The organism is Streptomyces sp. NBC_01288, from assembly GCF_035982055.1.
Taxonomy (GTDB): Bacteria; Actinomycetota; Actinomycetes; order Streptomycetales; family Streptomycetaceae; genus Streptomyces.
The window spans coordinates 6,054,501-6,079,421 of the sequence record NZ_CP108427.1; the positions used below are offsets into that span (position 1 = coordinate 6,054,501).

General features: G+C 70.7%; 24 protein-coding genes and 1 pseudogene. 10 read left to right on the forward strand and 15 right to left on the reverse strand.

Features of this window, described 5'->3' with window-relative positions:
- Nucleotides 1-102 precede the first annotated feature (102 nt).
- From galT to OG194_RS27360, 4 genes are all read left to right on the forward strand, one after another.
- Nucleotides 103-1,161 carry a galactose-1-phosphate uridylyltransferase gene (gene galT, locus OG194_RS27345; protein WP_327403444.1) on the forward strand — a complete coding sequence of 353 codons (1,059 nt, stop codon included), beginning with the start codon at nucleotides 103-105 and terminating at the stop codon, nucleotides 1,159-1,161.
- Nucleotides 1,161-2,123 (forward strand): UDP-glucose 4-epimerase GalE, encoded by a 963-nt coding sequence (galE, locus tag OG194_RS27350; protein WP_327403445.1) that lies wholly within the window; start codon nucleotides 1,161-1,163, stop codon nucleotides 2,121-2,123. The genes galT and galE overlap by 1 nt, the downstream gene beginning before the upstream one ends.
- A 22-nt stretch (nucleotides 2,124-2,145) precedes the next feature.
- Nucleotides 2,146-3,288, forward strand: a complete 1,143-nt coding sequence (gene galK, locus OG194_RS27355; RefSeq protein ID WP_327403446.1) for a galactokinase — start codon at nucleotides 2,146-2,148, stop codon at nucleotides 3,286-3,288.
- A 71-nt stretch (nucleotides 3,289-3,359) separates the two neighbouring features.
- A complete protein-coding gene (locus OG194_RS27360) occupies nucleotides 3,360-3,521 on the forward strand; it encodes a hypothetical protein (RefSeq protein WP_327403447.1) in 162 nt (53 codons plus the stop codon).
- Here OG194_RS27360 and OG194_RS27365 read toward each other — a convergent pair.
- From OG194_RS27365 to OG194_RS27375, 3 genes are all read right to left on the reverse strand, one after another.
- Nucleotides 3,508-4,734 (reverse strand): MFS transporter, encoded by a 1,227-nt coding sequence (locus OG194_RS27365; protein ID WP_327403448.1) that lies wholly within the window; start codon nucleotides 4,732-4,734, stop codon nucleotides 3,508-3,510. The two genes, OG194_RS27360 and OG194_RS27365, sit on opposite strands and share 14 nt — an antisense overlap.
- A 95-nt stretch (nucleotides 4,735-4,829) precedes the next feature.
- Nucleotides 4,830-5,741 carry a sulfotransferase family protein gene (locus OG194_RS27370; RefSeq protein WP_327403449.1) on the reverse strand — a complete coding sequence of 304 codons (912 nt, stop codon included), beginning with the start codon at nucleotides 5,739-5,741 and terminating at the stop codon, nucleotides 4,830-4,832.
- Between the two features lie 62 nt (nucleotides 5,742-5,803).
- The gene (locus OG194_RS27375; protein WP_327403450.1) at nucleotides 5,804-6,274 is read right to left on the reverse strand and encodes a GNAT family N-acetyltransferase; all 471 of its coding nucleotides are present in this window, start codon (nucleotides 6,272-6,274) and stop codon (nucleotides 5,804-5,806) included.
- Nucleotides 6,275-6,534: 260 nt separating this feature from the next.
- On the opposite strand from OG194_RS27375, the gene OG194_RS27380 reads away from it, so the two are divergent.
- Nucleotides 6,535-7,302, forward strand: coding sequence for a response regulator transcription factor (locus OG194_RS27380; protein WP_327403451.1), 768 nt, complete (start codon nucleotides 6,535-6,537; stop codon nucleotides 7,300-7,302).
- A 387-nt stretch (nucleotides 7,303-7,689) separates the two neighbouring features.
- Nucleotides 7,690-7,782 (forward strand): annotated as a pseudogene (locus OG194_RS27395) (DNA-binding response regulator); the annotation flags it as partial.
- Here OG194_RS27395 and OG194_RS27400 read toward each other — a convergent pair.
- Nucleotides 7,741-8,238: a MarR family winged helix-turn-helix transcriptional regulator gene (locus OG194_RS27400; protein WP_327403452.1), complete on the reverse strand. Its 498-nt coding sequence runs from the start codon at nucleotides 8,236-8,238 to the stop codon at nucleotides 7,741-7,743. The pseudogene OG194_RS27395 and the gene OG194_RS27400 overlap by 42 nt on opposite strands.
- Nucleotides 8,239-8,327: 89 nt before the next feature.
- Between OG194_RS27400 and OG194_RS27405 the strand changes: the two genes are divergently transcribed.
- The 3 genes from OG194_RS27405 to OG194_RS27415 all read left to right on the forward strand — a co-directional run bounded on the left by OG194_RS27405 (nucleotide 8,328) and on the right by OG194_RS27415 (nucleotide 9,762).
- A complete protein-coding gene (locus OG194_RS27405; protein WP_327403453.1) occupies nucleotides 8,328-9,131 on the forward strand; it encodes a trans-aconitate 2-methyltransferase in 804 nt (267 codons plus the stop codon).
- Between the two features lie 3 nt (nucleotides 9,132-9,134).
- Nucleotides 9,135-9,497, forward strand: a complete 363-nt coding sequence (locus OG194_RS27410) for a VOC family protein (protein WP_327403454.1) — start codon at nucleotides 9,135-9,137, stop codon at nucleotides 9,495-9,497.
- Between the two features lie 91 nt (nucleotides 9,498-9,588).
- On the forward strand, nucleotides 9,589-9,762 hold the full coding sequence (locus tag OG194_RS27415) for a CsbD family protein (protein ID WP_327403455.1): 174 nt from the start codon (nucleotides 9,589-9,591) through the stop codon (nucleotides 9,760-9,762).
- 95 nt (nucleotides 9,763-9,857) lie between these two features.
- Here OG194_RS27415 and OG194_RS27420 read toward each other — a convergent pair whose 3' ends face one another.
- Together OG194_RS27420 and OG194_RS27425 are read right to left on the reverse strand one after the other, a co-directional pair.
- Nucleotides 9,858-10,535 (reverse strand): TetR/AcrR family transcriptional regulator, encoded by a 678-nt coding sequence (locus OG194_RS27420; RefSeq protein ID WP_019064642.1) that lies wholly within the window; start codon nucleotides 10,533-10,535, stop codon nucleotides 9,858-9,860.
- Nucleotides 10,532-11,548: an acyl-CoA desaturase gene (locus OG194_RS27425; protein ID WP_327403456.1), complete on the reverse strand. Its 1,017-nt coding sequence runs from the start codon at nucleotides 11,546-11,548 to the stop codon at nucleotides 10,532-10,534. Before OG194_RS27425 ends, OG194_RS27420 begins: the two co-directional genes overlap by 4 nt.
- Nucleotides 11,549-11,855: 307 nt before the next feature.
- Between OG194_RS27425 and ppc the strand changes: the two genes are divergently transcribed.
- On the forward strand, nucleotides 11,856-14,606 hold the full coding sequence (gene ppc, locus OG194_RS27430; protein WP_327403457.1) for a phosphoenolpyruvate carboxylase: 2,751 nt from the start codon (nucleotides 11,856-11,858) through the stop codon (nucleotides 14,604-14,606).
- Nucleotides 14,607-14,674: 68 nt separating this feature from the next.
- Here the strand turns inward: ppc and OG194_RS27435 are convergent, their stop codons facing one another.
- From OG194_RS27435 to glmU, 9 genes are all read right to left on the reverse strand, one after another.
- Nucleotides 14,675-15,175, reverse strand: a complete 501-nt coding sequence (locus tag OG194_RS27435; protein ID WP_327403458.1) for a hypothetical protein — start codon at nucleotides 15,173-15,175, stop codon at nucleotides 14,675-14,677.
- 123 nt (nucleotides 15,176-15,298) lie between these two features.
- Nucleotides 15,299-16,537: an MFS transporter gene (locus OG194_RS27440; protein ID WP_327403459.1), complete on the reverse strand. Its 1,239-nt coding sequence runs from the start codon at nucleotides 16,535-16,537 to the stop codon at nucleotides 15,299-15,301.
- 82 nt (nucleotides 16,538-16,619) lie between these two features.
- The gene (locus tag OG194_RS27445; RefSeq protein ID WP_327403460.1) at nucleotides 16,620-18,023 is read right to left on the reverse strand and encodes an ATP-grasp domain-containing protein; all 1,404 of its coding nucleotides are present in this window, start codon (nucleotides 18,021-18,023) and stop codon (nucleotides 16,620-16,622) included.
- 5 nt (nucleotides 18,024-18,028) lie between these two features.
- On the reverse strand, nucleotides 18,029-19,519 hold the full coding sequence (locus OG194_RS27450) for an asparagine synthetase B family protein (protein WP_327403461.1): 1,491 nt from the start codon (nucleotides 19,517-19,519) through the stop codon (nucleotides 18,029-18,031).
- A gap of 132 nt (nucleotides 19,520-19,651) precedes the next feature.
- The gene (locus tag OG194_RS27455; protein WP_327403462.1) at nucleotides 19,652-20,668 is read right to left on the reverse strand and encodes a class I SAM-dependent methyltransferase; all 1,017 of its coding nucleotides are present in this window, start codon (nucleotides 20,666-20,668) and stop codon (nucleotides 19,652-19,654) included.
- A gap of 202 nt (nucleotides 20,669-20,870) precedes the next feature.
- A complete protein-coding gene (pth, locus tag OG194_RS27460) occupies nucleotides 20,871-21,473 on the reverse strand; it encodes an aminoacyl-tRNA hydrolase (protein WP_327403463.1) in 603 nt (200 codons plus the stop codon).
- Between the two features lie 100 nt (nucleotides 21,474-21,573).
- A complete protein-coding gene (locus OG194_RS27465; protein ID WP_327403464.1) occupies nucleotides 21,574-22,152 on the reverse strand; it encodes a 50S ribosomal protein L25/general stress protein Ctc in 579 nt (192 codons plus the stop codon).
- A gap of 181 nt (nucleotides 22,153-22,333) precedes the next feature.
- Nucleotides 22,334-23,314 carry a ribose-phosphate diphosphokinase gene (locus tag OG194_RS27470; RefSeq protein ID WP_327403465.1) on the reverse strand — a complete coding sequence of 327 codons (981 nt, stop codon included), beginning with the start codon at nucleotides 23,312-23,314 and terminating at the stop codon, nucleotides 22,334-22,336.
- Between the two features lie 77 nt (nucleotides 23,315-23,391).
- Nucleotides 23,392-24,837, reverse strand: coding sequence for a bifunctional UDP-N-acetylglucosamine diphosphorylase/glucosamine-1-phosphate N-acetyltransferase GlmU (glmU, locus tag OG194_RS27475; protein WP_327403466.1), 1,446 nt, complete (start codon nucleotides 24,835-24,837; stop codon nucleotides 23,392-23,394).
- Between the last annotated feature and the right edge of the window lie 84 nt (nucleotides 24,838-24,921).

Below are 24,921 nucleotides of genomic sequence, written 5' to 3' on the forward strand. Positions count from 1 at the left end.
TGATTTTGATGGTGACGACTGGGGGGATCGGTGGTTTGATGTGTTTAGTTCTGTGTGAAGCCCGGATGCGGCGTGGATGTACGTACGGATGGAGAGCCCGGCGTGAAGAAGACCTCGACCCGGTTGGCCGACGGTCGTGAGCTCATCTACTACGACCTGCGGGACGACACCGTGCGCGACGCGGTGGACCGACGCCCGCTGGAGCGCACGGTCACCACTTCGGAGGTACGGCGGGACGTGCTGCTCGGCGACTCGGTGGCGATCGCCTCGCACCGCCAGGGCCGCATCTACCACCCGCCGGTCGACCAGTGCCCGCTCTGCCCGACCACCGGCGACCGGCTCAGCGAGATCCCGGACTCGTCGTACGACGTTGCGGTCTTCGAGAACCGTTTCCCCTCGCTGGCCGGGGACTCCGGGCGCTGTGAGGTGGTCTGCTTCACCTCCGACCACGACGCGTCCTTCGCCTCGCTGACCGAGGAGCAGGCGGCCCTTGTCCTCGACGCGTGGACCGACCGGACGTCGGAGCTGTCGCATCTTCCCTCCGTCGAGCAGGTGTTCTGTTTCGAGAACCGCGGCGAAGAGATCGGCGTGACGCTCGGTCATCCCCACGGCCAGATCTACGCCTACCCCTTCACCACCCCGCGCACCGCCCTGATGTTGCGTTCACTCGCGGCCCACAAGGAGGCGACCGGCGGGGAGAACCTCTTCGACTCGGTCCTGGAGCGCGAACTCGCCGGTGAGCGGGTCGTCCTTGAGGGTGAACACTGGGCGGCCTTCGTGCCGTACGCGGCGCACTGGCCCTACGAGGTCCACCTGTATCCCAAGCGCCGGGTGCCCGATCTGCTCGGGCTGGACGAGGCGGCCCGCACAGAGTTCCCCAAGGTCTATCTGGAACTCTTGAGGCGCTTCGACCGGATCTTCGGTGAGGGCGAGCCTCCGACGCCGTACATCTCCGCCTGGCACCAGGCGCCGTTCGGCACGCTGGAGGAGTTCGACGGGGTGAGCAGGGACGACTTCGCTCTCCACCTTGAGCTTTTCACCATTCGCCGTACGTCCGGCAAGCTGAAGTTCCTCGCGGGTTCCGAGTCCGGCATGAGCGTGTTCATCAACGACGTGCCGCCGGAGCGCGCGGCCGAGCGACTGCGAGAGGTAGCGAGTTGATGAGCGGTAAGTACCTGGTCACGGGCGGCGCGGGATACGTCGGCAGCGTGGTCGCCCAGCACCTGCTGGAGGCGGGCCACGAGGTCACCGTCCTGGACAACCTCTCGACGGGTTTCCGCGAGGGCGTCCCGGCGGGTGCCACGTTCGTGGAGGGCGACATCCGTGACGCCGCCAAGTGGCTCGACTCCTCCTACGAAGCCGTCCTCCACTTCGCCGCGTTCTCCCAGGTCGGCGAGTCCGTCGTCAAGCCGGAGAAGTACTGGGAGAACAACGTCGGCGGCTCGATGGCCCTCCTCGCCGCCATGCGCGAGGCCGGCGTCCGCAAGCTCGTCTTCTCCTCCACGGCCGCCACGTACGGCGAGCCGGACGAGGTCCCGATCGTCGAGACCACCCGCACCTCCCCGACGAACCCCTACGGTGCGTCGAAGCTGTCGGTCGACTTCATGATCACGAGCGAGGCCGCCGCCCACGGGCTGGGAGCCGTGTCCCTCCGCTACTTCAACGTGGCCGGTGCGTACGGCAGTTGCGGTGAGCGGCACGCCCCCGAGTCGCACCTGATCCCGCTCGTCCTCCAGGTCGCGCAGGGCAAGCGGGACGCCATCTCCGTCTTCGGGGACGACTACCCGACGCCGGACGGCACGTGTGTCCGTGACTACATCCACGTGGCGGACCTGGCGGACGCGCACCTGCTGGCATTGAAGGCGGCCACCCCGGGTGAGCACCTGATCTGCAACCTCGGCAACGGCGAGGGCTTCTCCGTCCGCCAGGTCATCGAGACGGTCCGTCAGGTCACCGGGCACCCGATCCCCGAGGTCGTGGCCCCGCGCCGCGGCGGCGACCCGGCGACCCTGGTGGCGTCGGCGGCCCGGGCCAAGGAGCGCCTCGGCTGGAACCCGTCCCGCGCGGATCTCGCGGGCATCGTCGCGGACGCGTGGGCGTTCGCACAGAACGTATCGAACTGATCGAAGGGCTAGGGGATCGCACGTGGGTGTACGTGAGGGCTTCGAGGAGCTGTACGGGACCGCTCCCGAGGGCGTCTGGGCCGCGCCGGGCCGGGTCAACCTGATCGGCGAGTACACCGACTTCAACGAGGGCTTCGTGATGCCGCTCGCCCTGCCGCACACGGCGGTGGCGGCGGTGTCCCGCCGCACGGACGGCGTCCTGCGCCTCCACTCGGCGGACATCGAGGGCCCGGTCGTGGAGCTGCACGTGGACGAGCTGGCCCCGCGCACGAACACGAGCTGGGCGGCGTACCCGGCAGGTGTGGTCTGGGTCCTCCGCGAGGCGGGCCACGAGGTGACCGGCGCGGACATCCACCTGTCGTCCACGGTCCCGACGGGCGCGGGCCTGTCGTCGTCGGCGGCGCTTGAGGTGGTCACGGCCCTGGCCCTGAACGACCTCTTCGAACTGGGCCTGTCCGCCCCGGAGTTGGCGCGTTTCTCGCAGCGCGCGGAGAACGACTTCGTCGGCGTCCCCTGCGGCATCATGGACCAGACGGCCTCGGCCTGCTGCGAGGAGGGCCACGCGCTCCACCTCGACTGCCGCGACCTGTCGATCCGCCAGATCCCGTTCGACCTGGCGTCGGAGGGTCTCTCGTTGCTGGTCGTCGACTCCCGCGTGAAGCACGCGCTGGGCGACGGCGCGTACGCGGAACGCCGGGAGGGCTGCGAGGAGGGCGCCCGGCAGTTGGGCGTCCCGTTCCTGCGGGACGTGGCGTACGAGGACCTGGAGTCGTCGCTGGCCCGCCTCTCCGACGAGCGAGTGCGGCGCTATGTCCGCCACGTGGTGTCGGACGACCACAGGGTCGACCAGGTCATCACCCTGCTCGACGCGGGGGACGTACGCGCGATCGGCCCGGTCCTCACCGAGGGCCACGCCTCCCTCCGCGACGATCTCCGCATCTCCTGCCCGGAGTTGGACCTCGTGGTCGACACGGCGGTCGGCGCGGGTGCGCTGGGCGCGCGGATGACGGGCGGCGGTTTCGGCGGCTCGGCGGTCGTGCTGGTGGAGGCCTCGGACGCGGAGACGGTGACCAAGGCGGTGGAGGAGGCGTTCGCGGCGGCGGGTTACACCGCCCCGCGCGTGTTCCCTGCGGTGCCTTCGGCGGGGGCGCGGCGGGTGGAGTGAGCCTGGGTGCGGCCCGCGGGTGATCGGGGTCGTGTGACGTCCGGGTGTGCGGCGGACGGGGCCGGCACTTGTTGGCCGGGCCGTCCGACCGGCACCCGGGGGTGAGGGTCCACGAGATCGACCCGGTGAACAGGACGTACACCCTGACCGGCGGCCACCACGACAAGCTCGACCTCCGCATGCCGTACGACATCGACGTCGGCATCGGTTCGGACGCGCTCAAGGCGCTGTGAGCCTCCGTACCCCCGGAGCCAGCAGCGCCGCCCCCGTCGCGAGAATCACCAGCCCCGCGCACCCCGCGAGCGTGTGACCCAGGCCCACGGCCGACGACACCGGTCCCGCGATGAGCAGTCCCAGCGGGGCGAAGGCCAGGGAGCCGAAGCCGTCGTAGGAGCTGACTCGGGAGAGGGATTCCTCGGGGATCTCTCGGTGGATGGTGGTGGCCCACAGGACGCCGAAGATGTCGCTGGAGACGCCGGCCGTGAACATCGCGGCGGCGATCAGCCAGACGGGGGCCCGTACGGCGAGGAGGGCTACCGGTAGTGCCGTCGGGAACGTGGCCAGGACCGCCACCAGGATCGGGCGGTGGACGCGGACGCGGGCGGCCAGGCCCGCGCCGGCGATCGTGCCCAGGGCCTGCGCGGCGACGATCAGCGACCAGGCGCGGGCTCCGCCGAGGTAGCGGTCGGCGGTCAGGGGGCCGAGGACTCCTACGTTCGCGTTGAGCGCCGCCACCACGATCGACCACTGCGCCACCACGACCCACAGCCACTGCCGGGACGCGAACTCCCGCCAGCCCTCCCGGAGATCGGCCCATCCGGAGGACTTCTTCGGCGGGCGTGCCGGGACCGGGAGGCGGGCGGTGAGGGCCGCGCTGAGTGCGAAGGACGCGGCGTTCAGGGCCAGGGCCCAGCCGGGGCCGACCAGCGCCACCGTCACGCCCGAGAGCGACAGGCCCAGGAGCAGCGCGCTGTTGGTGGCCACCCGCAGAAGGGCGTTCGCCTGCTGCAACCGGTCCGTGGGGACCACCAGCGGCATGATGCCGTCCATCGCCGGGGCGAACAGCGCGGTCGCCGTGCCCGCCGCCACCGCCAGCAGACACATCGCCGGGAGCGGGGCGTGCCGGGTCAGCACCATCGCGGCCAGAGCGGTGTAGGCCCCGGCCCCCAGCACATCCGCCAGCGCCATCAGGCGGGCGCGTGACATCCGGTCCGCGATGACCCCGCCCACCAGGATGAACGCCAGTTGCGGCAACGCCTGGCAGGCCAGGACCAGCGAGAGCCGGCCCGGTCCGGCGCCGGGCAGCGCCAGCACCGCGAAGGCGAGGGCCACCCGGGCGAATCCGTTGCCGAGCACGGAGACGGTGCGGGCGGAGGCGAGCAGCACGAACGGCCGCTCACGCCACAGTGAGGATCTTCCGGTGCCCTGCGTCGAAGTGATTGTCACGGCCAGGGACTTTAGAGGACCCACGTCAACCCACGTCAACGCGCGTCCACAACCAGCCACTTCACCGGCCTGGATCACCTGCTCCGATCACCGGCTCAGAGATACCCCCACGCCCGGCACATCGGCCGCAGCACCTCCGGGATCTCCTCCAACGCCGGTGCCGGGCGGTCCGGTTGGACCTGGCCGGTGCGGATCTTGTCGGTCCAGTCGCCGAAGCCGGCGCCCAGGACGGCGTTCTTCAGGCTGCTGCCGTAGTTCGTCATGCCGGGTTCGTAGGGGAGGTCCAAGTAGGCGCAGAGGGAGCGGAGTTCGGCGACCGGGTCGGTGGTGAGGTCCTCGTAGCGCAGGGTGTGGCCGCCGAGTTCGGCCTGGGCCTCCCGCATGGACTCCATGTATTTCAGGACGCGTTCGGCCGCTTCCTCGCGGGTGCGGTCCGGTACCGCCTCGTGCCAGGAGCGGGCCACCGCGCCCGGGTGTCTGCGCAGGAAGACGAAGCGGGCGTCGGGCCAGGTCTCGGCGATGCGCTGCCACTGGAAGGCGTTGCCGGGGGTCTTCTCCACGATGAACTGCTTTCCGGACCTGACCAGTTCACGGTGCAGGGCACGGTCCCAGAGCAGGCCCTCCAGCTGTTCGTGGCCCAGGCCCAGGGTGCGCAGGGAACGTTCCGTGGGGGTGCCCGGCTTGAAGTAGACCTCGATACCGGTGAGATGGAGTTCGTGCGCGGCGTGCAGCCGGGAGTGCGCTCCCAGCATCATGCGCAGCAGCGTCGATCCGGAACGCACCGAGGTCAGGATGAACACCGGTCGCTCCAGCAACCGGTCGACCGCCGGATCCACCGTCGGCGCCTGCGGCACCACGGGGTCGGGGCGCGCGGGACGGGAACCGCGCGGCGTGGGGATCACCCCGAGGGAGCCCGCGGTCGTCGCACCGGGCGGCGGGGGTACCCGGCGTATCTGGTAGCCGGTCGTCTCGGCGAGCTTGGAGTTCAGCTTCCGCAGCATGCTCATGGCGGGCACGGTAGGAGGGGAGTATGAGACTGGGCTGAGCGTCTCGTTCGCCCCGGATGTGTTCACCCGGGGTTCGTCCGGCCCAGCCTCTTCGTCAGGGTGTACTCCGTGAGCCCCGGCGGGTAGTCCGGGATCACGCACACCACCTCGTACCCCTGCTTCTTGTAGAACTCCGGCGCCTGGAAGTTCCACGTCTCCAGGCGGGCCGCCCCGCAGCCGCGCTCGTCGCGGGCGATGCGTTCCGCCTCGGCGAGGAGGCGGGAGCCGAGGCCGGTGCCGCGGTGGCGGCCGTCCACCCACAGGTACGTCACGTGCAGCCAGTCCGCCCAGGTGTGGCCGACCAGTCCGCCCGCCAGTTCGCCCGCGCCGTCCAACGCCCACACCTGGAGCGGAACTTCACGTTCGCGAGGGGTTCCGCGCAGGGCGCGCAGCACCGGGGAGGCGGCCGTGTTGGTTTCGAGCAGCCGGGCGCGGAGCAGATCGCGTCGCTCCTTGTCGACTTCCGTCTCAATACGAAACATGCGGCTCACCATAAACGCGCCGGACAGTCAGTTCTGCAAATTGGGTTCCGCTGCTGCGCCCCGGCCGTACGCTGTGAGCAGCACCGGTGGGGGCCGGTGCTGTTCAGGGGGCGAGACAAGTCGGGTACGACGCCCGATGTGGGGGTAGCAGTGTCTGCACGGCGGCGGCCGTGCGGCGCAGGCCCTCCCGGGCGTCGTACCCGCAATCATCGCTTCGTCTCCCGACGATGAGGTATCCCCTGCTCCACCAGGAGCCTGGGGAAGGGGGTTTCGTGGTTCGCATCCGAGTCCTGGTCGTCGACGACCATCGCATCTTCGCCGAATCGCTCGCCGCGGCACTGGCCGCCGAGCCCGATGTCGACGTGTCCGCGGCCGGCAGTGGTCCCGCCGCGCTGCGCTGCATGGAGCGCGCGAACGCCGAGGGCCGCAGATTCGACGTCCTGCTCGTGGACGCCGATCTGGGCGGCAACGTGCCGGGCGTCCGGCCCGCCGTACCCGTACAGGCGGGGAACGAGGACGGGCTGGTGGACGGGATCTCCCTGGTCGCCGGGGTCCGTTCGGCCCAGCCGAGCGTACGGATGGTCGTGCTGGCGGAGAAGGACGATCCGCGCCGGGCCGCGCTGGCCCTACAGGCCGGGGCGTCCGGCTGGGTCGCCAAGGACTGCTCGCTGTCCAGGCTTTTAACCGTCATCCGAGGGGTGCTTCGCGACGAGACGCACCTGCCACCCGCCCTGCTGACCGGCGTCCTGCGCGAGCTGACGGCCGCGCGCAAGCACCGCACCGAGAGCGAGCGCCTGGTCGAGTCCCTGACTCCGCGGGAGCGGGAGGTGCTGCGCTGCATGGTGGCCGGGCTGGGACGCAAGGCGGTCGCCGAGCGGCTCTTCCTCTCCCCGCACACCGTCCGCACGCATATGCAGAACGTGCTCGGCAAGCTGGGAGTCCACTCCACCCTCGCGGCGGTCGCACTCGCCCGGCGCGCGGGCGTGGGTCCGGTCGACCTGACCGGGGATGTCGTCGAACGGGGCGGCCAACTGGCGTAGAACGCCTGCCGGTTTGGCCTGTTGGGGTGGGAGGGCGCCGCACGTGCTCGGTGAACCGGGCGTCCCTTCACCCTCGCTGCGGTGACACTGGCCCGGCGCGCGGGTGTCGGAGCCGTCGAACTAGCCGGGGATGTTGTCGAACGGGGCGGTCAACTGGCGTAGCAGGTCTGCCGGTTCGCTCTGTCGGGTGCGGGAGGGTTCCGCACGTGCTGGGCAGGATGGGCGTCCGGTTCACCCTCGCGGCGGTCGCACGCGCGGTCGTGGGCCCGGTCGGCCCAGCCGGGGATGTTGTCGAACGGGGCGGTCAACTGGCGTAGCAGGCCTGCCGGTTTGGCCTGTTGGGTGTGGGAGGGTGCCGCACGTGCTCGGTGAACCGGGCGTCCCTTCACCCTCGCTGCGGTGACACTGGCCCGGCGCGCGGGTGTCGGAGTCGTCGACCTAGCCGGGGATGTTGTCGAACGGGGCGGTCAACTGGCGTAGCAGGCCTGCCAGTTCGCCCCGTTGGGTGCGGGAGAGTTCCGCGAGGATCGCGCGCTCCTGGGCCAGCAGGCCGGCCAGGGCCTGGTCCGCGCGGTCCTGGCCCTCCTCGGTGAGGCGGACCAGCACGCCCCGGCGGTCGCTGGGGTCGGGAAGCCGCTCGACCAGGCCCTTCTTCGTGAGCCGGTCGATGCGGTTCGTCATCGTGCCGGACGTGACGAGGGTCTGGGTCAGCAGCTGGCCGGGGGAGAGCTGGTAGGGGCTGCCCGCGCGCCTGAGCGCCGTCAGCACGTCGAACTCCCAGGGCTCCAGGCTGTGCTCGGCGAACGCCAGCCGGCGGGCCCGGTCCAGGTGCCGGGCCAGTCTGCTCACCCGGCTGAGCACCTCAAGTGGCTCCACGTCGAGGTCGGGGCGCTCCCGGCGCCACGCTGCGACAAGCCGATCGACCTCGTCCTCCATGACGATCAGTGTAGTGGTTGTGTCGACATGAAGTCTCTTGATATCAAGTCTCTTGACATCAAGACATGTGGTCGAGGAAAGTAGAAGCCATGACGACTTGGGACCCCGCTCAGTACCTGCGCCACGCCGGCCACCGCGCCCGCCCGTTCGCCGACCTCCTCGCCCGCGTCACCGACCTCCCCGGTGCCGCGCCCCGGATCGCCGACCTCGGCTGCGGCCCCGGCAACGTGACCACCGTCCTCGCCGACCGCTGGCCCACCGCGCACATCACCGGCTACGACAACTCACCCGAGATGCTCGCCAGGACCGAGCCCTACGCCGGTCCCACCTCCGGCGGCGGCCGGCTCGACTTCGCCCACGCGGACGCGACGGAGTGGGTGCCGACCCAGACGTACGACCTCATCGTGTCGAACGCGGCGCTCCAGTGGGTGCCGGGTCACCTGGACCGGTTCGGCGACTGGGTCTCCGCGATCGCCCCCGGCGGCACCCTCGCCTTCCAGGTGCCGGACAACATCGACGCACCCCTGCACGCCCTGATGCGCGAACTGGCGGGCAGCGCCCGCTGGAAGGGGCGGCTGGGCGAGGTCCTGCGCCGCGAGGACTCGGTCCACGCGCCCGGTGTCTACCTGGACCACCTGGCCCGCCTGGGCTGCGTGCCGGACGTCTGGCAGACGACGTACCAGCACATCCTCCCCGGCGACGACCCCGTCCTCGACTGGGTCAAGGGCACCGGCCTGCGCCCGGTCCTGACCGCCCTGGCCGACGACCCGGAGGCGCGGGACGCCTTCGTGACGGAGTACCGCGACCTCCTCCGCGAGGCGTACCCGACGGCGGACTACGGCACGGTCCTCCCGTTCCGCCGCCTGTTCGCGGTGGCCCGCAAGGAGGCGTGAGGGGTGCTCACGGCCGTGGATCATGTGCAGCTGGCGGCCCCGCCGGGCTCGGAGGACGCGCTGCGGAGGTATTACGTCGACGTCCTCGGGATGACCGAGATCCCCAAGCCGCCGGTGCTGGCGGCGCGGGGTGGGTGCTGGTTCGGGGCGGGGGCGGTCCAGCTGCACCTGGGGATCGAGGCTGACTTCCGCCCGGCGCGGAAAGCCCACCCCGGGCTCCGCGTGACCGGCATCGAGGCGTACGCGGCTCGGCTGAAGTCCCTTGGGGCGTCCGTCACTTGGGACGAGGATCTGCCGGGGTACCGGCGTTTCTACTCGGAGGATCCGGTGGGGAACCGGCTGGAGTTCCTGGAGTCGGACGTCTGATCGGTGTTTGTCCCTCGCTGTCGCGGCTACCCGGTCGGTGGCGCCGAGTTTCCGAGTACCGAGTTCCGATCCGACCGGGAGTTGATGAACCGTGGCGAAGGACGAGAAGGCCAAGGCCAAGAAGGAACAGGCCAAGGGCAAGGTCAAGGAGACCGTGGGCCGGGCCGTGGGGAACGAGACGATGAAGGCCAAGGGGCAGGCCGAGAAGTCCAAGGGTGACGCTCGGCAGGCCAAGGAGAAGGCCAAGGACGCCTTCAAGCGCTGACGTGCCGGAGGCGGACGACAGTGGCGGGGCCCCTGCTGAGAAGCAGGGGCCCCACCACTTTCTCCGTACTTACGGGTGTCTCCGTACCCACGGGTTCAGCTTTTTCGGCGCCCTATCAAATGTGGCTTCGACTCCAGCCCGTCCAGCCCGTGCCAGGCCAGGTTCACCAGATGGGCGGCGACCTCCGCCTTCTTCGGGCGGCGGACGTCCAGCCACCACTGGCCGGTCAGGGCGACCATGCCGACGAGGGCCTGGGCGTAGAGGGGGGCGAGCTTGGCGTCGAAGCCCCGGCTCTTGAACTCGCGGCCCAGGATGTCCTCGACCTGCGTCGCGATGTCCGAGATCAGGGACGCGAAGGAGCCGGTGGACTGGGGGATGGGGGAGTCGCGGACCAGGATGCGGAAGCCGTCCGTGTACTCCTCGATGTAGTCGAGGAGGGCGAAGGCCGCCTGTTCGCAGAGTTCGCGGGGGTGGCCGGCCGTCAGCGAGCTGGTCACCATGTCGAGGAGGCGGCGCATCTCGCGGTCCACGACCACCGCGTACAGGCCCTCCTTGCCGCCGAAGTGCTCGTAGACCACCGGCTTGGAGACCCCGGCCTTCGCCGCGATCTCCTCCACCGACGTCGCCTCGAAGCCCTTCGTCGCGAAGAGCGTGCGGCCGACTTCCAGCAGCTGGGCCCGGCGCTCGGCTCCCGTCATCCGGGTGCGGCGCGCGCGTCGGGGCTTCTCGTTGCTCGGGGTGCTGCTGGGATCGGTCGCCACGGCGTCAATCATGCCGCCTCCGCCGACTCCTTCCGGGGCTGAGAGCCGTCCGTACCGGAGATACGGCGCGAATCGATACGCGAGCGTGACGGCCAGCGCACGTCATAGGCCCAGCCGAGCTGCTCGCACCAGCGGATGATCCGCGCCGAGGAGTCCAGCTGGCCGCGCATCACACCGTGCCGCGCGGACGTCGGGTCGGCGTGGTGCAGGTTGTGCCAGGACTCGCCGCAGGACAGGATCGCCAGCCACCACACGTTGCCCGAGCGGTCACGTGACTTGAAGGGGCGCTTGCCGACCGCGTGGCAGATCGAGTTGATCGACCAGGTGACGTGGTGCAGCAGCGCGACCCGCACGAGCGAGCCCCAGAAGAAGCCGGTGAACGCGCCCCACCAGGACATCGTGGCCAGTCCGCCGATCAGCGGCGGCAGCGCGAGCGACAGCATCGTCCAGAAGATGAACTGGCGGGAGATCGCCCGGATCGTCCTGTCCTTGATCAGGTCCGGGGCGTACTTCTCCTGCGGCGTGCGCTCCTCGTCGAACATCCACGCGATGTGCGCCCACCACAGGCCCTTGATCAGCGCCGGCACCGTCTCGCCGTAGCGCCACGGCGAATGCGGGTCGCCGTCCGCGTCGGAGAACTTGTGGTGCTTGCGGTGGTCGGCCACCCAGCGCACCAGCGGCCCCTCGACCGCCATCGACCCGGCGATCGCGATCGCGATCCGCAGCGGGCGCTTCGCCTTGAAGGAGCCGTGCGTGAAGTACCGGTGGTAGCCGATCGTCACGCCGTGGCAGCCCAGGTAGTAGAAGAACACCAGCAGGCCGAGGTCCAGCCAGCTCACCCCGCCCCAGCTCCACGCCAGCGGCACCGCGGCGAGCAGGGCCAGGAACGGGACGGTGATGAAGAGGAGAAGAGTGAGTTGTTCCAACGACCCCTTCTTCTCGCCGCCCCGCGTGGCGGCGAGAAGCGGAGTGCCGTCGTCGTTCGCCCGCGGGGCGTCGTCGATCACATCGGAGCTCGTGGTCATGGGCGTCCCCTGTGGGGTTCGGAGGTGGAGGCGGAGCGTCGGACGGCGGGAGCCGGGCAGCAACAGTTCAGCATGGACTTCCCTACGGTTCCGTAACCTACGGCGACGTAAGTATGGCAGCGCGTCGACCGGTGGACGAAGCCCGTGAGACCGCGCGTCAGAGTGGACACCTATCCTGGGTGTCGGTCGGACAGCGCGGTCCGCTCTGTTTTCTTCCCGGATGTCCGTCCCGTATGCGGCAGCCGCCGTGGGACCGCCGTCCGGGTTCCCTCCAGACGAGCTTCAAACACTGCAAGGAGCCGCACCTGTGAGCAGTGCCGACGACCAGGCCACCACGACCAACAATGAGCTGCGCGCCGACATCCGGCGACTGGGCGACCTGCTCGGCGAGACCCTCGTCCGCCAGGAGGGCCCCGAGCTGCTCGAACTGGTCGAGAAGGTCCGCCGCCTCACCCGGGAGGACGGCGAGGCCGCCGCCGAGCTGCTGCGCGGCACCGAGCTGGAGACCGCCGCCAAGCTGGTCCGCGCCTTCTCCACCTACTTCCACCTGGCCAACGTCACCGAGCAGGTGCACCGCGGCCGCGAGCTGCGCGCCCGCCGTGCCGCCGAGGGCGGTCTCCTCGCCCGTACGGCCGACCGCCTCAAGGACGCCGACCCCGACCACCTGCGCGAGACGGTCAAGAACCTGAACGTCCGCCCGGTCTTCACCGCGCACCCCACCGAGGCCGCGCGCCGGTCGGTCCTGAACAAGCTCCGGCGCATCGCCACGCTCCTGGAGACCCCGGTCATCGAGTCCGACCGCCGCCGCTACGACACCCGGCTGGCCGAGAACATCGACCTGGTGTGGCAGACCGACGAGCTGCGCGTCGTACGCCCGGAGCCCGCCGACGAGGCCCGCAACGCCATCTACTACCTGGACGAGCTGCACGCGGGCGCCGTGGGCGACGTCCTCGAAGACCTCACGGCCGAGCTGGAGCGCGTCGGCGTCAAGCTGCCCGACGACACCCGCCCGCTCACCTTCGGCACCTGGATCGGCGGCGACCGCGACGGCAACCCGAACGTCACCCCCCAGGTCACCTGGGACGTCCTGATCCTCCAGCACGAGCACGGCATCAACGACGCCCTGGAGACGATCGACGAGCTGCGCGGCTTCCTCTCCAACTCCATCCGCTACACGGGCGCGACGGAGGAGCTGCTCACCTCCCTCCGGACCGACCTGGAGCGGCTGCCCGAGATCAGCCCCCGCTACAAGCGCCTCAACGCCGAGGAACCCTACCGCCTCAAGGCCACCTGCATCCGGCAGAAGCTGGAGAACACCAAGAGCCGGCTGGCCAAGGGCACCCCGCACGATGACGGCCGCGACTACCTCGGCACCGCCGAGCTGCTGCACGACCTCACCCTGATCCAGACCTCGCTGCGCGCCCACCGCGGCGGCCTCTTCGCCGACGGCCGCATGGACCGTACGATCCGCACGCTCGGCGCGTTCGGCCTCCAGCTCGCCACCATGGACGTACGCGAGCACGCGGACGCCCACCACCACGCGCTCGGCCAGCTCTTCGACCGGCTCGGCGAGGAGTCCTGGCGGTACGCCGACATGCCCCGCGAGTACCGCACCAAGCTGCTCGCCAAGGAGCTGCGGTCGCGCCGTCCGCTCGCGCCCACCCCGGCGCCCGTCGACGCGGCCGGTGAGAAGACCCTCGGCGTCTTCGAGACCGTCAAGAAGGCCCTCGCCGTGTTCGGGCCCGAGGTCATCGAGTCGTACATCATCTCGATGTGCCAGGGCGCCGACGACGTGTTCGCCGCCGCCGTGCTGGCCCGCGAGGCCGGGCTGATCGACCTGCACTCCGGGTGGGCGAAGGTCGGCATCGTGCCGCTCCTTGAGACCACGGACGAGCTGAAGGCCGCCGACACCATCCTTGAGGACATGCTCTCCGATCCGTCCTACCGGCGCCTGGTCGCGCTGCGCGGGGACGTGCAGGAGGTCATGCTCGGGTACTCCGACTCCTCCAAGTTCGGTGGCATCACGACGAGTCAGTGGGAGATCCACCGGGCGCAGCGCCGCCTGCGTGACGTGGCCCACCGCTACGGCGTCCGCCTCCGCCTGTTCCACGGTCGCGGCGGAACCGTCGGCCGCGGTGGCGGCCCGTCCCACGACGCGATCCTCGCCCAGCCGTGGGGAACGCTGGAGGGCGAGATCAAGGTGACCGAGCAGGGCGAGGTCATCTCCGACAAGTACCTCGTGCCGTCACTGGCCCGCGAGAACCTCGAACTGACCGTCGCGGCAACCCTCCAGGCCTCCGCGCTGCACACCTCGCCCCGCCAGTCCGACGAGGCGCTGGCCCGCTGGGACGCGGCCATGGACGTGGTCAGCGACGCCGCCCACGCCGCCTACCGCAGGCTCGTCGAGGACCCGGACCTTCCGACGTACTTCCTCGCCTCCACGCCGGTGGACCAGCTCGCCGACCTGCACCTGGGCTCGCGGCCCTCCCGCCGCCCCGGCTCGGGCGTCTCGCTCGACGGACTGCGCGCCATCCCGTGGGTGTTCGGCTGGACCCAGTCCCGGCAGATCGTGCCGGGGTGGTTCGGTGTCGGCTCCGGCCTGAAGGCGCTGCGCGAGGCGGGCCTGACGGCGACATTGGGAGGAGAGGGCGTGCTCGACGAGATGCACGAGCAGTGGCACTTCTTCCGCAACTTCATCTCCAACGTCGAGATGACCCTCGCGAAGACGGACCTGCGGATCGCCCAGCACTACGTCGACACCCTCGTCCCGGACGAGCTCAAGCACGTGTTCGACACCATCCGGGCCGAGCACGACCTGACCGTCGCCGAGGTGCTCCGTGTCACCGGCGAGGCCGAACTCCTCGACGCCACCCCGGTGTTGAAGCAGACCTTCACCATCCGCGACGCCTACCTCGACCCGATCTCGTATCTCCAGGTGACGCTGCTGAAGCGCCAGCGAGACGAAGCGGCGGCCGGCGCCGAGCCCGACCCGCTGCTGAGCCGCGCCCTCCTCCTCACCGTCAACGGTGTCGCGGCGGGTCTGCGCAACACCGGCTGACCCACATGAGGATGCCCCCGTGAGCGCACGGGGGCATCCTCCTGTCCTGCCGTATGTCCTACGACCGTTCAGAGCGCCAGGAACGCGGCCGTCAGCAAGGCGATCCCCGTCCCGGCCAGCACCCACGCGGCCCGGGTCAGCCGCAGCCCGCCCGCCACCACCACCGAGGCCAGCAACAGGGCGCCGCCGAGGGGCACCCAGGCGTAGAGGACGCCGGCGGGACCGGAGCGCATGACCTCGTCGGTGCCGGGACGCACGACGACGGTGTACGTCTGGCCCTTCTTCACCGCGACCGTGTGGTCGATGACGACCTCGGCGCGGGCCTTCGATCCCGTCGAGACCGGGGTGTACGGGCCGGTGCAGGTGGCGTCGCCGCACGCGGTGACCTCGATCGTGCCGCTCTCGCGGCCCTTGGTCAGCATCACGTTGTGCGCGGTCGGCCACGAGCCCCACACCCCGGCGATCAGGATCAGCACGGTGACCGTGCCCATCACCGCGAGCCGCCCGAAGTTCAGGGCGGCGAAGGCGCCGGGGGAGGCGGAGGCTGCGGGTGACATGGCGGGGATCATTGGCCATACCCGCACGCCGAGTCAACTGGACCGTGCCGCCCGGCCCGCGCGGGAGGCGTCGCCGTGCGCGGCCCGGGCGGGCGCCGGCCGGTGCGACGGGTGCGGTGACCGGTCCGGCGCGGGTCAACTGCCGGTCGATCCGGGGGGTTTGCGGCCGTCCTGGCCTGCGCCTCCCCGGTCCGCCCGTGACGCGTCGCCATGTGTGCCCGGGCGTACGCCTGCCCATGCCGCGGGTACGGCCACCAGCCCGGCCACGGCCGACCACCACCACAGCGCGGCGCCGAAGTGCCCCCACGCGGCTACCGCGAGGACCGGGCCCAGGGCCGCGCCGAGGCCGTACATCGCGTTGGCCGCACCCAGGTAGCGGCCCCGGAGTTCTGGTGGGCCCGCCCGGGCCGGATACGCCAGGAACAGGGTGGGGGCCGAGACGGCCTCGCCGAAGGACCACACCACCGTCCCGGCGACCAGGCCCGCGACGCCCCACGACGGGCCGTACAGGGCCATGCCCAGGCAGGTCAGTGCCGTGCCCGCGGCGACCACCGGGCGCACCCGGCACCGCTGCGTGAACCTCGTCATCGGCAGCTCGAAGGCCACGACCACCAGGCCGTTGACGGTGATGAGCGCCGCGTACACCGTGGGCGAGAGGCCCCGGTCCCGTACCGCGAGCGGCAGCGCGGACAGGTACTGCACATAGATCAGGGTGCTGGTCAGCATCGCGAAGAGGAGGAGCAGGTAGCGCCGGTCGGCGAGGACCGGGCGGTAGCCGCCCGGCCGTTGCGCGGGGTGGGCGGTGGGCGGCCGGTGGCGTTCCCGGGGCACGTGGCGCGCGACCACGGCCGCGTAGGCGAGGCTCACCGCCGCCTCGGTGAAGAACAGCAGCGTGTACGAGCCCGCGATGAGCGCCGCGCCCAGGAGCGGGGCCGCGGCGGCGCCCAGATTGATCGCCAGCCGGTACATCGCGAAGATCATCACCTGCCGGTCGGGCGGCAGCATCCGGCTCAGCAGGTCGGCCGCGGCCGGCCGGTACGCCTGCCCCGCCGCCGCCTGTAGCGCGAGCACCGGCAACAGGACGGAGAAATCGCGGAGATACGGGACCGACGGCAACAGCGCCGAGGACAGCACCATGGAACCGACGATCGTGGCCCGCCCGCCGATCCGGTCGCACAGCCGCCCGCCCACGAGCACCCCGGCCACCGAACCCGCGCCGTACGCGCCCAGCACCGCGCTCGTCTCCGTCGCGGAGAACCCCAGCCCCGTCAGGTACAGCACCATGAACACCTGGACGAAGCCGCCGAGCCGGTTGACGAACATGCCGCCGATCAGGACCCGGGCCCCGGCCGGTGCCACGCGCCAGGTCGTCACGGGACCGACGCGCGGCGCTCCGGAACCCTCAACGGGGTGTGCCCGCACCCCCGTTGGAGTGGTGGGTGACCCGGAGCCGTCGTCAGCCATGCGCGACGGAAGCCGACCGCTCCTGCCCCGCCGCCTCCGCCAGCCCCGTCTCCAAGCCGTCCAGGACCGCCCCCGCGTCCCGCAGCAGCACCTCCGGGGTCGGTGCCGTGAGCAGCAGGACGCCCGCCAGGTTGAGGGAACCGTGGCCGGGCCGGTAGCCGTGCAGTCGGGTGCCGGACGGGACCGTGAAATCGGGGGCCACCCGGATCCGGCTGCCGGGGGACAACAGCCGGTCCCAGTCCACCGTTTCGGGGGTGAACACCGGCCGGGTCGTCCACGGCCGTCCCCGGGAGTCGGTCGCGAGGACGTTCACCGAACCGGCGGCGCAGCGCCCGCGGCCGGTCAGCAGGCCGTCGGGCAGGCCCGGGTCCTGGCCGAGGTGTGCCCGGGTGAGCGCGGCGACCAGGTCCACCCCGTGGATGGCCTCGATCTGCTGGGTGAGCAGCAGCCCGCCGAAACGGGCCGCCGTCTCCAGCAGACACAGCCGGCGGTCCGCCATCAGTTTGAGCTCGGTGTGTGTGCCGCAGGTGGCGAGCCCGAGCGCGTCCACCGCCCGCCGGGACACCTCGGCCACCTCGTGCTGGAGTTCCTCCGGCAGGACGCAGGGCGCCATGTTGCCCAGCTCGGTGAAGTCGGCGACGGTCGGCAGCCGGCCCGTGACGCACACCGGGTGGTACACGCCGTCGACGACCATGCCCTCGACGCTGAGGTAGTCGCCGTAGCCGGGCCGGTCGTACCAGGACTCGGTGGTGGCCGGGATGAGTTCCTCCGCGATCAGCTCGAAGTCGGCCTCGCGGGCCTTGAGTTCGCTCATGCCCCGGGCCCGGGCCGCGCTCAGCGCGCCGCGCATGTGCTCCCAGGCGCCGGGCAGTTGGGCGGCCTCCTCCAGGATCACCTGGCCGATCGAACCGGCGCCCCAGGCCGACTTGAGCAGCACGGGCGGGGCGAGCGCGGCCCAGGCGCGTTCCAGGTCGGCGAGCGAGTCCACCCAGCGGAAGCGCGGTACGGGCAGCCCGGCCGCCTCCCAGGTCCGCCGCATCAGCCGCTTGCTGCGGGCCTGGAGCGCGCCGGGGCCGGGGCCGCGCAGCCCGAGCCTTTCGCAGGCCTCGGCGACCGCGAGGAGGGCGAACTCGGAGAAGGTCAGGACCGCCTCCGCCGCGGTGAACCGCGCCAACTCGACGATTGTGTCGATGAGTTGGCGCGGCTCGGGCCGGGTCCCGGTCAGATCGGTGACCGAGTCGCAGCACGGCATGACCGCGTCGGTCGCGGTGGCGGGCAGTGGGTCGAGCAGCAGGAGATGGACGCGGCGGCCCGCGGTGGCCGCCACCTTCGGCACGGCCTCGCTGGGCGGCGGCCCACCGCGCGCGTACACCAGGAGCACCGTCGACTTCGGCACGCGACTCACCTCGCCCCGGCGCCGGAGAACACGAAGTAGCCGTTGGGGGAGAAGTCCCAACCGGGCCGCTTGTAGCGGGACGTGGGCACCGGGTGGCCCAGGCTCAGGTACAGGTCCAGGAAGTACGCGGCCTCCGGCTGGTCCAGTCCGAGCCGCTCCAGCAGCCCCGGGTGCCGGTCGAGCGTGCTGCCGGGCTCCAACTGCCGTACATGCTCAAGCAGTTGGTAGTACAGGCCGGTGCCTTCGGGCATCCGGATCTTGGGCCGCTCGGCCAGATACGACGGCAGGATGTCGGCCATGGCCTCGCGCAGGATCCACTTCTCGGTGCCGTCGCGGTACTTGACGTCCATCGGCAGCCGCCAGGCGAAGTCGACCACGTCACGGTCCAGGAAGGGCACCCGGGCCTCGACGGTGTGGTGCATCGACACCCGGTCGACGCGCTGGAGATCGGTGCGGCGCAGATTGCCCACCCGGTAGCGCATCAGCTCCACCGGGTCGGGGTGGGTGCGGAACAGGTCGTAGCCTGTGAGGAGTTCGTCGCTGCCGTCGCCCACCAGGACGACCTTGAGCCCCAGTTCGTGGGCGGCCTCGAAGGCGGGCGCCATCACCGAGGCGTCCATCAGGTCGACCGTCTCGAACGTCTCCGTCTCCCGGACCCGCCGGGGCAGGTCGCGCACCAGGTCGTCCAGGGTCAGGTTCCGCACCACGTGTCGGATGCCCAGTTCCGCGCAGGACCGCACGGCGAACTCCAGGTCCTCGGAGCCCGGGAAGCCCACCGAGATGGCGGTGACGTCCGGGTGGTGCCGGGCGGCGAGGGCCAGCACCGAGGCGCTGTCGAGGCCGCCGCTGTAGATGACGCCCACCGGAAGATCGGTGTCCACCCGCTTGCGTACGGCCCTGTCCAGCCGGCGGCCGAACTCGGCGGCCAGTTCACGGCTCGTTCCGGACGGCCGCCTCTGGGGCTCGTGGTGATAGCGGACCGTGTCCTGCCCGTCCGTCCAGTGGCCGGGCGGGAACTCCTCCGCGTCCAGCGCGAGCGGCAGGAAGCACTTCAGCTCGGACGCGAAGTACAGGGCGTCCCCCTGCCCGCACCGGTAGAGCGGCTTGACGCCGATCCGGTCCCGCGCGGCCAGGAACTCCCGCCGCCCCACGTCGTACACCACGAAGGCGAACATGCCGTCCAGTCGGCCCGGCAGCTCCCGGCCCCACTCGGTGTACCCGTGCAGCAGCACCTCGGTGTCCGACTCGGTCCGGAAGACATGGCCCAGGCTGCGCAACTCCTCGCGCAGCGCGGTGTGGTTGTAGATCTCCCCGTTGAACGTCACCCACAGATCGCCGCCGTCGGACATCGGCTGCTCGGCCGCTCCCCGGTCGACGATCGCGAGCCGGTTGCAGCCCAGCGCCGCCCCGGGCAGCGCGCGGGCCGCGCCGGCGTTCTCCGGATCTCCGCGGTGCCTGATCTCCGCGAGCATCTTCTCTACGCGTACGACATCCACTTCTCCCCGTACCCGCGGCTGTATCTCCGCGGCGATTCCGCACATTCCCGCAACCCCCCAAGTGGCGTTTCCCGCTGTGAAGTTCGCTCCGCTTTCCTATTTCCCGTCGGGTTGTTCAGCGTCCGTCGCCCGCTACGCGACGGCGACGGCGACGAGCGCGATACGCGGAATCTCCGCTGTCCATTCGTTCTTGTCCCGTGAGCGGTACACGGCGGGCGAGCGGCGCCATTCCACGGAACCGCCGTCGCTCGGCCCTTCGTCGGGACCGAATCGGAAGCAGTCCTCGCAGAGTTCCCACACCTGCGCGCGGACTTTCTCCCGGTCCGCCCCGTCCCGGCCGAGTACGGTCAGCCCGTACATGTCGTGGACGTAGTCGGCGAGTTGCTCGACGGCTTTCTCGCGGGTGTCCGCCCGCATGACGAACGGGTCGTACATACGGTGGACTTGATGGTCCCCGAGCCCGGCGGCGATCAGGTCCCGCCGCAGGTCGGCCTCCGTGAAATGTGCGTACGCGTGTCCGGCCGCCGAGTTGCGGTGGACGACCTCGGAGAACCAGCGTGCCGAGGGTGCGCCCTCCTCGAAGTCGTGCACGACGAGCCGGCCGCCCGGCCGCAGCACGCGGGCGGCCTCCAGGAACACGGCCCGCCGGTCGCCTGGCGGCACATGATGACTGCCGTAGGCCAGCACGACGGCGTCCACGCACGCGTCCCGGAGGAACAGGTACCGGGCGTCCTGGCGGACCGCCGGCAGCCCCGCGGCCAGCGCCGACGACACCATGTGCCGGGCGACATCGCTGCTGATCACGCCGTCGCGGACCTGCGGCGCCAGTGTCAGCAGGGCCCGGGCGAGCAGCCCGTCGCCCGCCAGCAGGTCCAGCACCCGCCAGGAGGCCGGCAGCCGGCGCAACTCCCGTACCCCGCCCGCCAGTTCGAACAACCGCCGGATTCCCGTCAGGCGTACGGCGGTGTGCTGCTGGGCCCGGCGGTAGGAGTCCCCGCGGCCCGATTCCGGGTCGTCGACCTCGAACTCGTTGAACAGGCGGGTCAGTGACTCCAGTGCCCGGGCGGCACCGTCCCGGTCGAAACGCAGATCCCGATGGAGTTCCGGGAACTGCTCCCGCACCAGGCCGAGATATGCGCCCAGTCTCATTCCGGTCAGATACTCGGCGTCACCCGAAATGGGTGAAACAGGTGACAGTAATGGCTTCTTCACGGCGGCTCCCCGAATACGCGACACTTCCGGCCGGGTACTTCGGCGCAAGCCTCGCCAGCGGAGCCGCACGCTGTCATTCGCCGTTCCGGTCAACGGAACGGGGGAGCCGTCGTGCGACGGAACAGGGGAGCCCGCGAACTCAGGAGTTGTACGCGCTCTGCGCCCGCTCCAGGCCCTCGCTCACCAGGCACTCCACGGAGTCGGTCGCCCGGTCCACCAGGAAGGCCAGTTCCTTGCGCTCGGTCGAGGAGAAGTCCTTCAGGACGAAGTCGGCGACCTGCATCCGGCCCGGCGGGCGTCCGATGCCGAACCGCACCCGGTGGTAGTCCGGGCCCATCGCCTTCGTCATCGACTTCAGGCCGTTGTGGCCGTTGTCGCCGCCGCCGAGCTTGAGGCGGAGGGTGCCGTAGTCGATGTCGAGTTCGTCGTGCACGGCGACGACGTTCGCGAGCGGCACCTTGTAGAAGTCGCGCAGCGCGTTGACCGGGCCGCCGGACAGGTTCATGAACGACGTCGGCTTGACCAGGACGACCCGGCGGCTCGCCGGACCCGGCGCCCCGATCCGGCCCTCCAGGACCTGCGCCTGTGCCTTACCGGCCCGCTTGAACTTGCCGCCGATCCGCTCGGCCAGCAGGTCGGCCACCATGAAGCCCACGTTGTGCCGGTTGTTCGCGTACTCGGGGCCGGGGTTGCCGAGTCCCACGATCAGCCAGGGGGCATTGGCGTCGGTCGTCACGTCCATGTCTCCTTGCTGTGCTTTTCGGGGGACACCCCCGGACCCCTGGCAGCCAGCCGCTGCTCCCGGTGGGAACAGCGGCTGACGAAACGGTGAGCGGTGCCGATCAGGCCTCGGTGGCCTCGGTCTCGGCGGCGGCCTCTTCGGCCTGCGCGGCCAGGACCTGGAGGACGATCGCGTCCTCGTCGATCGCCAGCGTGGTGCCCTTGGGCAGCGGGATGTCCTTGGCGGCGATGGCGGCACCGGCCTCCAGGCCCGCGATGGACACGGTGACCGACTCGGGGATGTGCGTGGCCTCGGCCTCGACGGTGATCGTGCTCAGCACGTGCTCCAGCAGGAACGAACCCGGGGCCAGCTCGCCCTCGGTGTGGACGTAGACCTCGACGGTGACCTTCTCGCCGCTCTTCACGGTGAGCAGGTCGACGTGCTCCAGGTAGCCCTTGATGGCGTCACGCTGGACGGCCTTCGGGATCGCGAGCTGGGTCGTGCCCTCGATGTCCAGGGTGAGCAGGACGTTCGGGGTACGCAGGGCGAGCTGGAGCTCGTGGCCCGGCAGGGTGATGTGCAGCGGGTCGACACCGTGGCCGTAGACCACGGCGGGGACCTTCTTCTCGCGGCGGATACGGCGGGCGGCACCCTTGCCGAACTCGGTGCGGGTCTCGGCGGCGAGCTTGACGTCGGCCATGGTCACTCCTCGTAGAACAGTCGGGGAAGGCGGTCACCCGGCCGAACATCGGCCTGCTACGAAGAGCGCGTCGATAACGGACCGCCGTACCCGAAAACCGGTACGGCCTCCCTCGCCGAGCAACTGTGGCAGCTTACTCGGCGGGGAGGCCGTAACAGAAATCGATCTACGACGTCAGGTGTCAGTGCCCCTCGAAGAGGCTTGTCACCGAGCCGTCCTCGAAGACCTCGCGGACCGCGTTCGCGATGGTCGGGGCGATCGACAGGACCGTGATCTTGTCGAGGTCGGCGCCGACCTCGCCCGGGGTGGGGAGGGTGTCCGTGAGGACGAACTCGCTGACGCGGGAGTTCTTCAGACGGTCCGCGGCGGGGCCGGAGAGCACGCCGTGGGTGGCCGTCACGATGACGTCCTCCGCGCCGTGCGCGAACAGGGCGTCCGCGGCGGCGCAGATCGTGCCGCCGGTGTCGATCATGTCGTCGACCAGGACGCAGACGCGGCCCTTGACCTCGCCGACGACCTCGTGGACGGTCACCTGGTTCGCCACGTCCTTGTCGCGCCGCTTGTGCACGATCGCGAGGGGCGCGCCGAGGCGGTCGCACCAGCGGTCGGCGACGCGCACGCGGCCGGCGTCCGGGGAGACGACGGTCAGCTTGCTGCGGTCGACCTTGCTGCCCACGTAGTCCGCGAGGAGCGGGAGGGCGAAGAGATGATCCACGGGCCCGTCGAAGAAGCCCTGGATCTGGTCGGTGTGCAGGTCGACGGTGAGGATGCGGTGAGCGCCCGCCGTCTTCATCAGGTCCGCGATCAGGCGGGCCGAGATCGGCTCACGGCCGCGGTGCTTCTTGTCCTGCCGGGCGTAGCCGTAGAACGGCACGATGACGGTGATGGAGCGGGCCGACGCGCGCTTGAGCGCGTCGATCATGATGAGCTGCTCCATGACCCACTGGTTGATGGGAGCCGTGTGGCTCTGGATCACGAAACAGTCCGCACCGCGCACCGACTCCTCGAAGCGGACGTAGATCTCGCCGTTCGCGAAGTCGAAGGCCTTCGTCGGGACTACCCCGACACCCAGCTGCTGGGCGACCTCCTTGGCAAGCTCGGGGTGGGCGCGGCCGGAGAAGAACATCATCTTCTTCTCGCCGGTCGTCTTGATCCCGGTCACAGCACTGTCTCCTCAGAGGTCATTCAACTGGGTGTGCGTTTATCACGGTACGCCGTGTTCGACGCGCCCGTTTCCGGTCAGTTCTCGCTCTCGCCCTGGCGGGAAGCCGTTTCCGCGGCCTTCGCGGCCGCGCTGCCCGGACGCTTGCGGGCCACCCAGCCCTCGATATTCCGCTGCTGGCCACGGGCCACGGCCAGCGAACCGGGCGGTACGTCCTTCGTGATCACGGAGCCGGCGGCGGTGTAACTGCCGTCCCCGACCGTGACGGGTGCCACAAACATATTGTCCGAACCCGTCCGGCAATGCGATCCCACGGTGGTGTGGTGTTTGTCCTTGCCGTCGTAGTTCACGAAGACGCTGGCGGCACCGATGTTGGTGTACTCGCCGATCGTCGCGTCCCCGACGTAGGAGAGGTGCGGGATCTTCGTGCCCTCGCCGATCGTCGCGTTCTTCGTCTCGACGTACGTGCCGATCTTGCCCTTCGTGCCCAGGCGGGTGCCGGGACGGAGATAGGCGAACGGGCCGACGGACGCCTGCGGGCCGATGTGCGAGCTGACGGCGACGGTGTTGTCGACGCGGGCGCCGGCCTCGACGACGGTGTCCGTCAGGCGGGTGTTGGGGCCGACCTCGGCGCCCTCGCCGACGTGCGTGGTGCCGTGCAGCTGGGTGCCGGGGTGGACGATCGCGTCCTGGCCGAAGGTGACGGTGACGTCGATCCAGGTCGTCGCCGGGTCGATGACGGTGACCCCGCCGAGCATGGCGTCGGTGAGCAGCCGGTCGTTGAGGATGCGGCGCGCCTCGGACAGCTGCACGCGGTTGTTGATGCCGGCGATCTCGCGGTGGTCGCCCGCGACGGAGGCGCCGACCCGGTGTCCGGCCTCGCGCAGGATGCCGAGGACGTCGGTGAGGTACTCCTCGCCCTGGCTGTTGTCGGTGCGCACCTTGCCGAGCGCGTCGGCGAGCAACTGCCCGTCGAACGCGAAGACTCCGGAGTTGATCTCGCGGATCGCGCGCTGCGAGTCGGACGCGTCCTTGTGCTCGACGATCGCGGTCACCGCACCGGAGGCGCCGTCGCGGACGATGCGGCCGTAGCCGGTGGCGTCCGGGACCTCGGCGGTCAGGACGGTCACCGCGTTGCCGTCGGCGGAGTGGTTGGCGGCGAGGGTGCGCAGGGTCTCGCCGCGCAGGAGGGGGGTGTCGCCGCAGACGACGACCACGGTGCCGTCGACGGTGCCGAGTTCTTCGAGCGCCATGCGCACGGCGTGACCGGTGCCGTTCTGCTCGGCCTGGACCGCGGTCCGTACGCCGGGGTCGGTGTCGCCGAGGTGGGCGGTCACCTGCTCGCGGGCGTGGCCCACGACGACGACCAGGTTCTCCGGCTCCAACTCGCGGGCGGCGGCCAGCACATGACCGACGAGGGTCCGGCCGCAGAGCTCGTGCAGGACCTTCGGTGTGGCCGACTTCATACGGGTGCCCTCACCCGCTGCGAGGACGACGACGGCTGCCGGGCGAATGGCGCTCACGGGTTTGCCCTTCGGCTTCGGAATGCTGGGGGGTGGACATTCGCAGGATACCGGGGCGTTTCATGGGGGACATGAGAGTGGGCC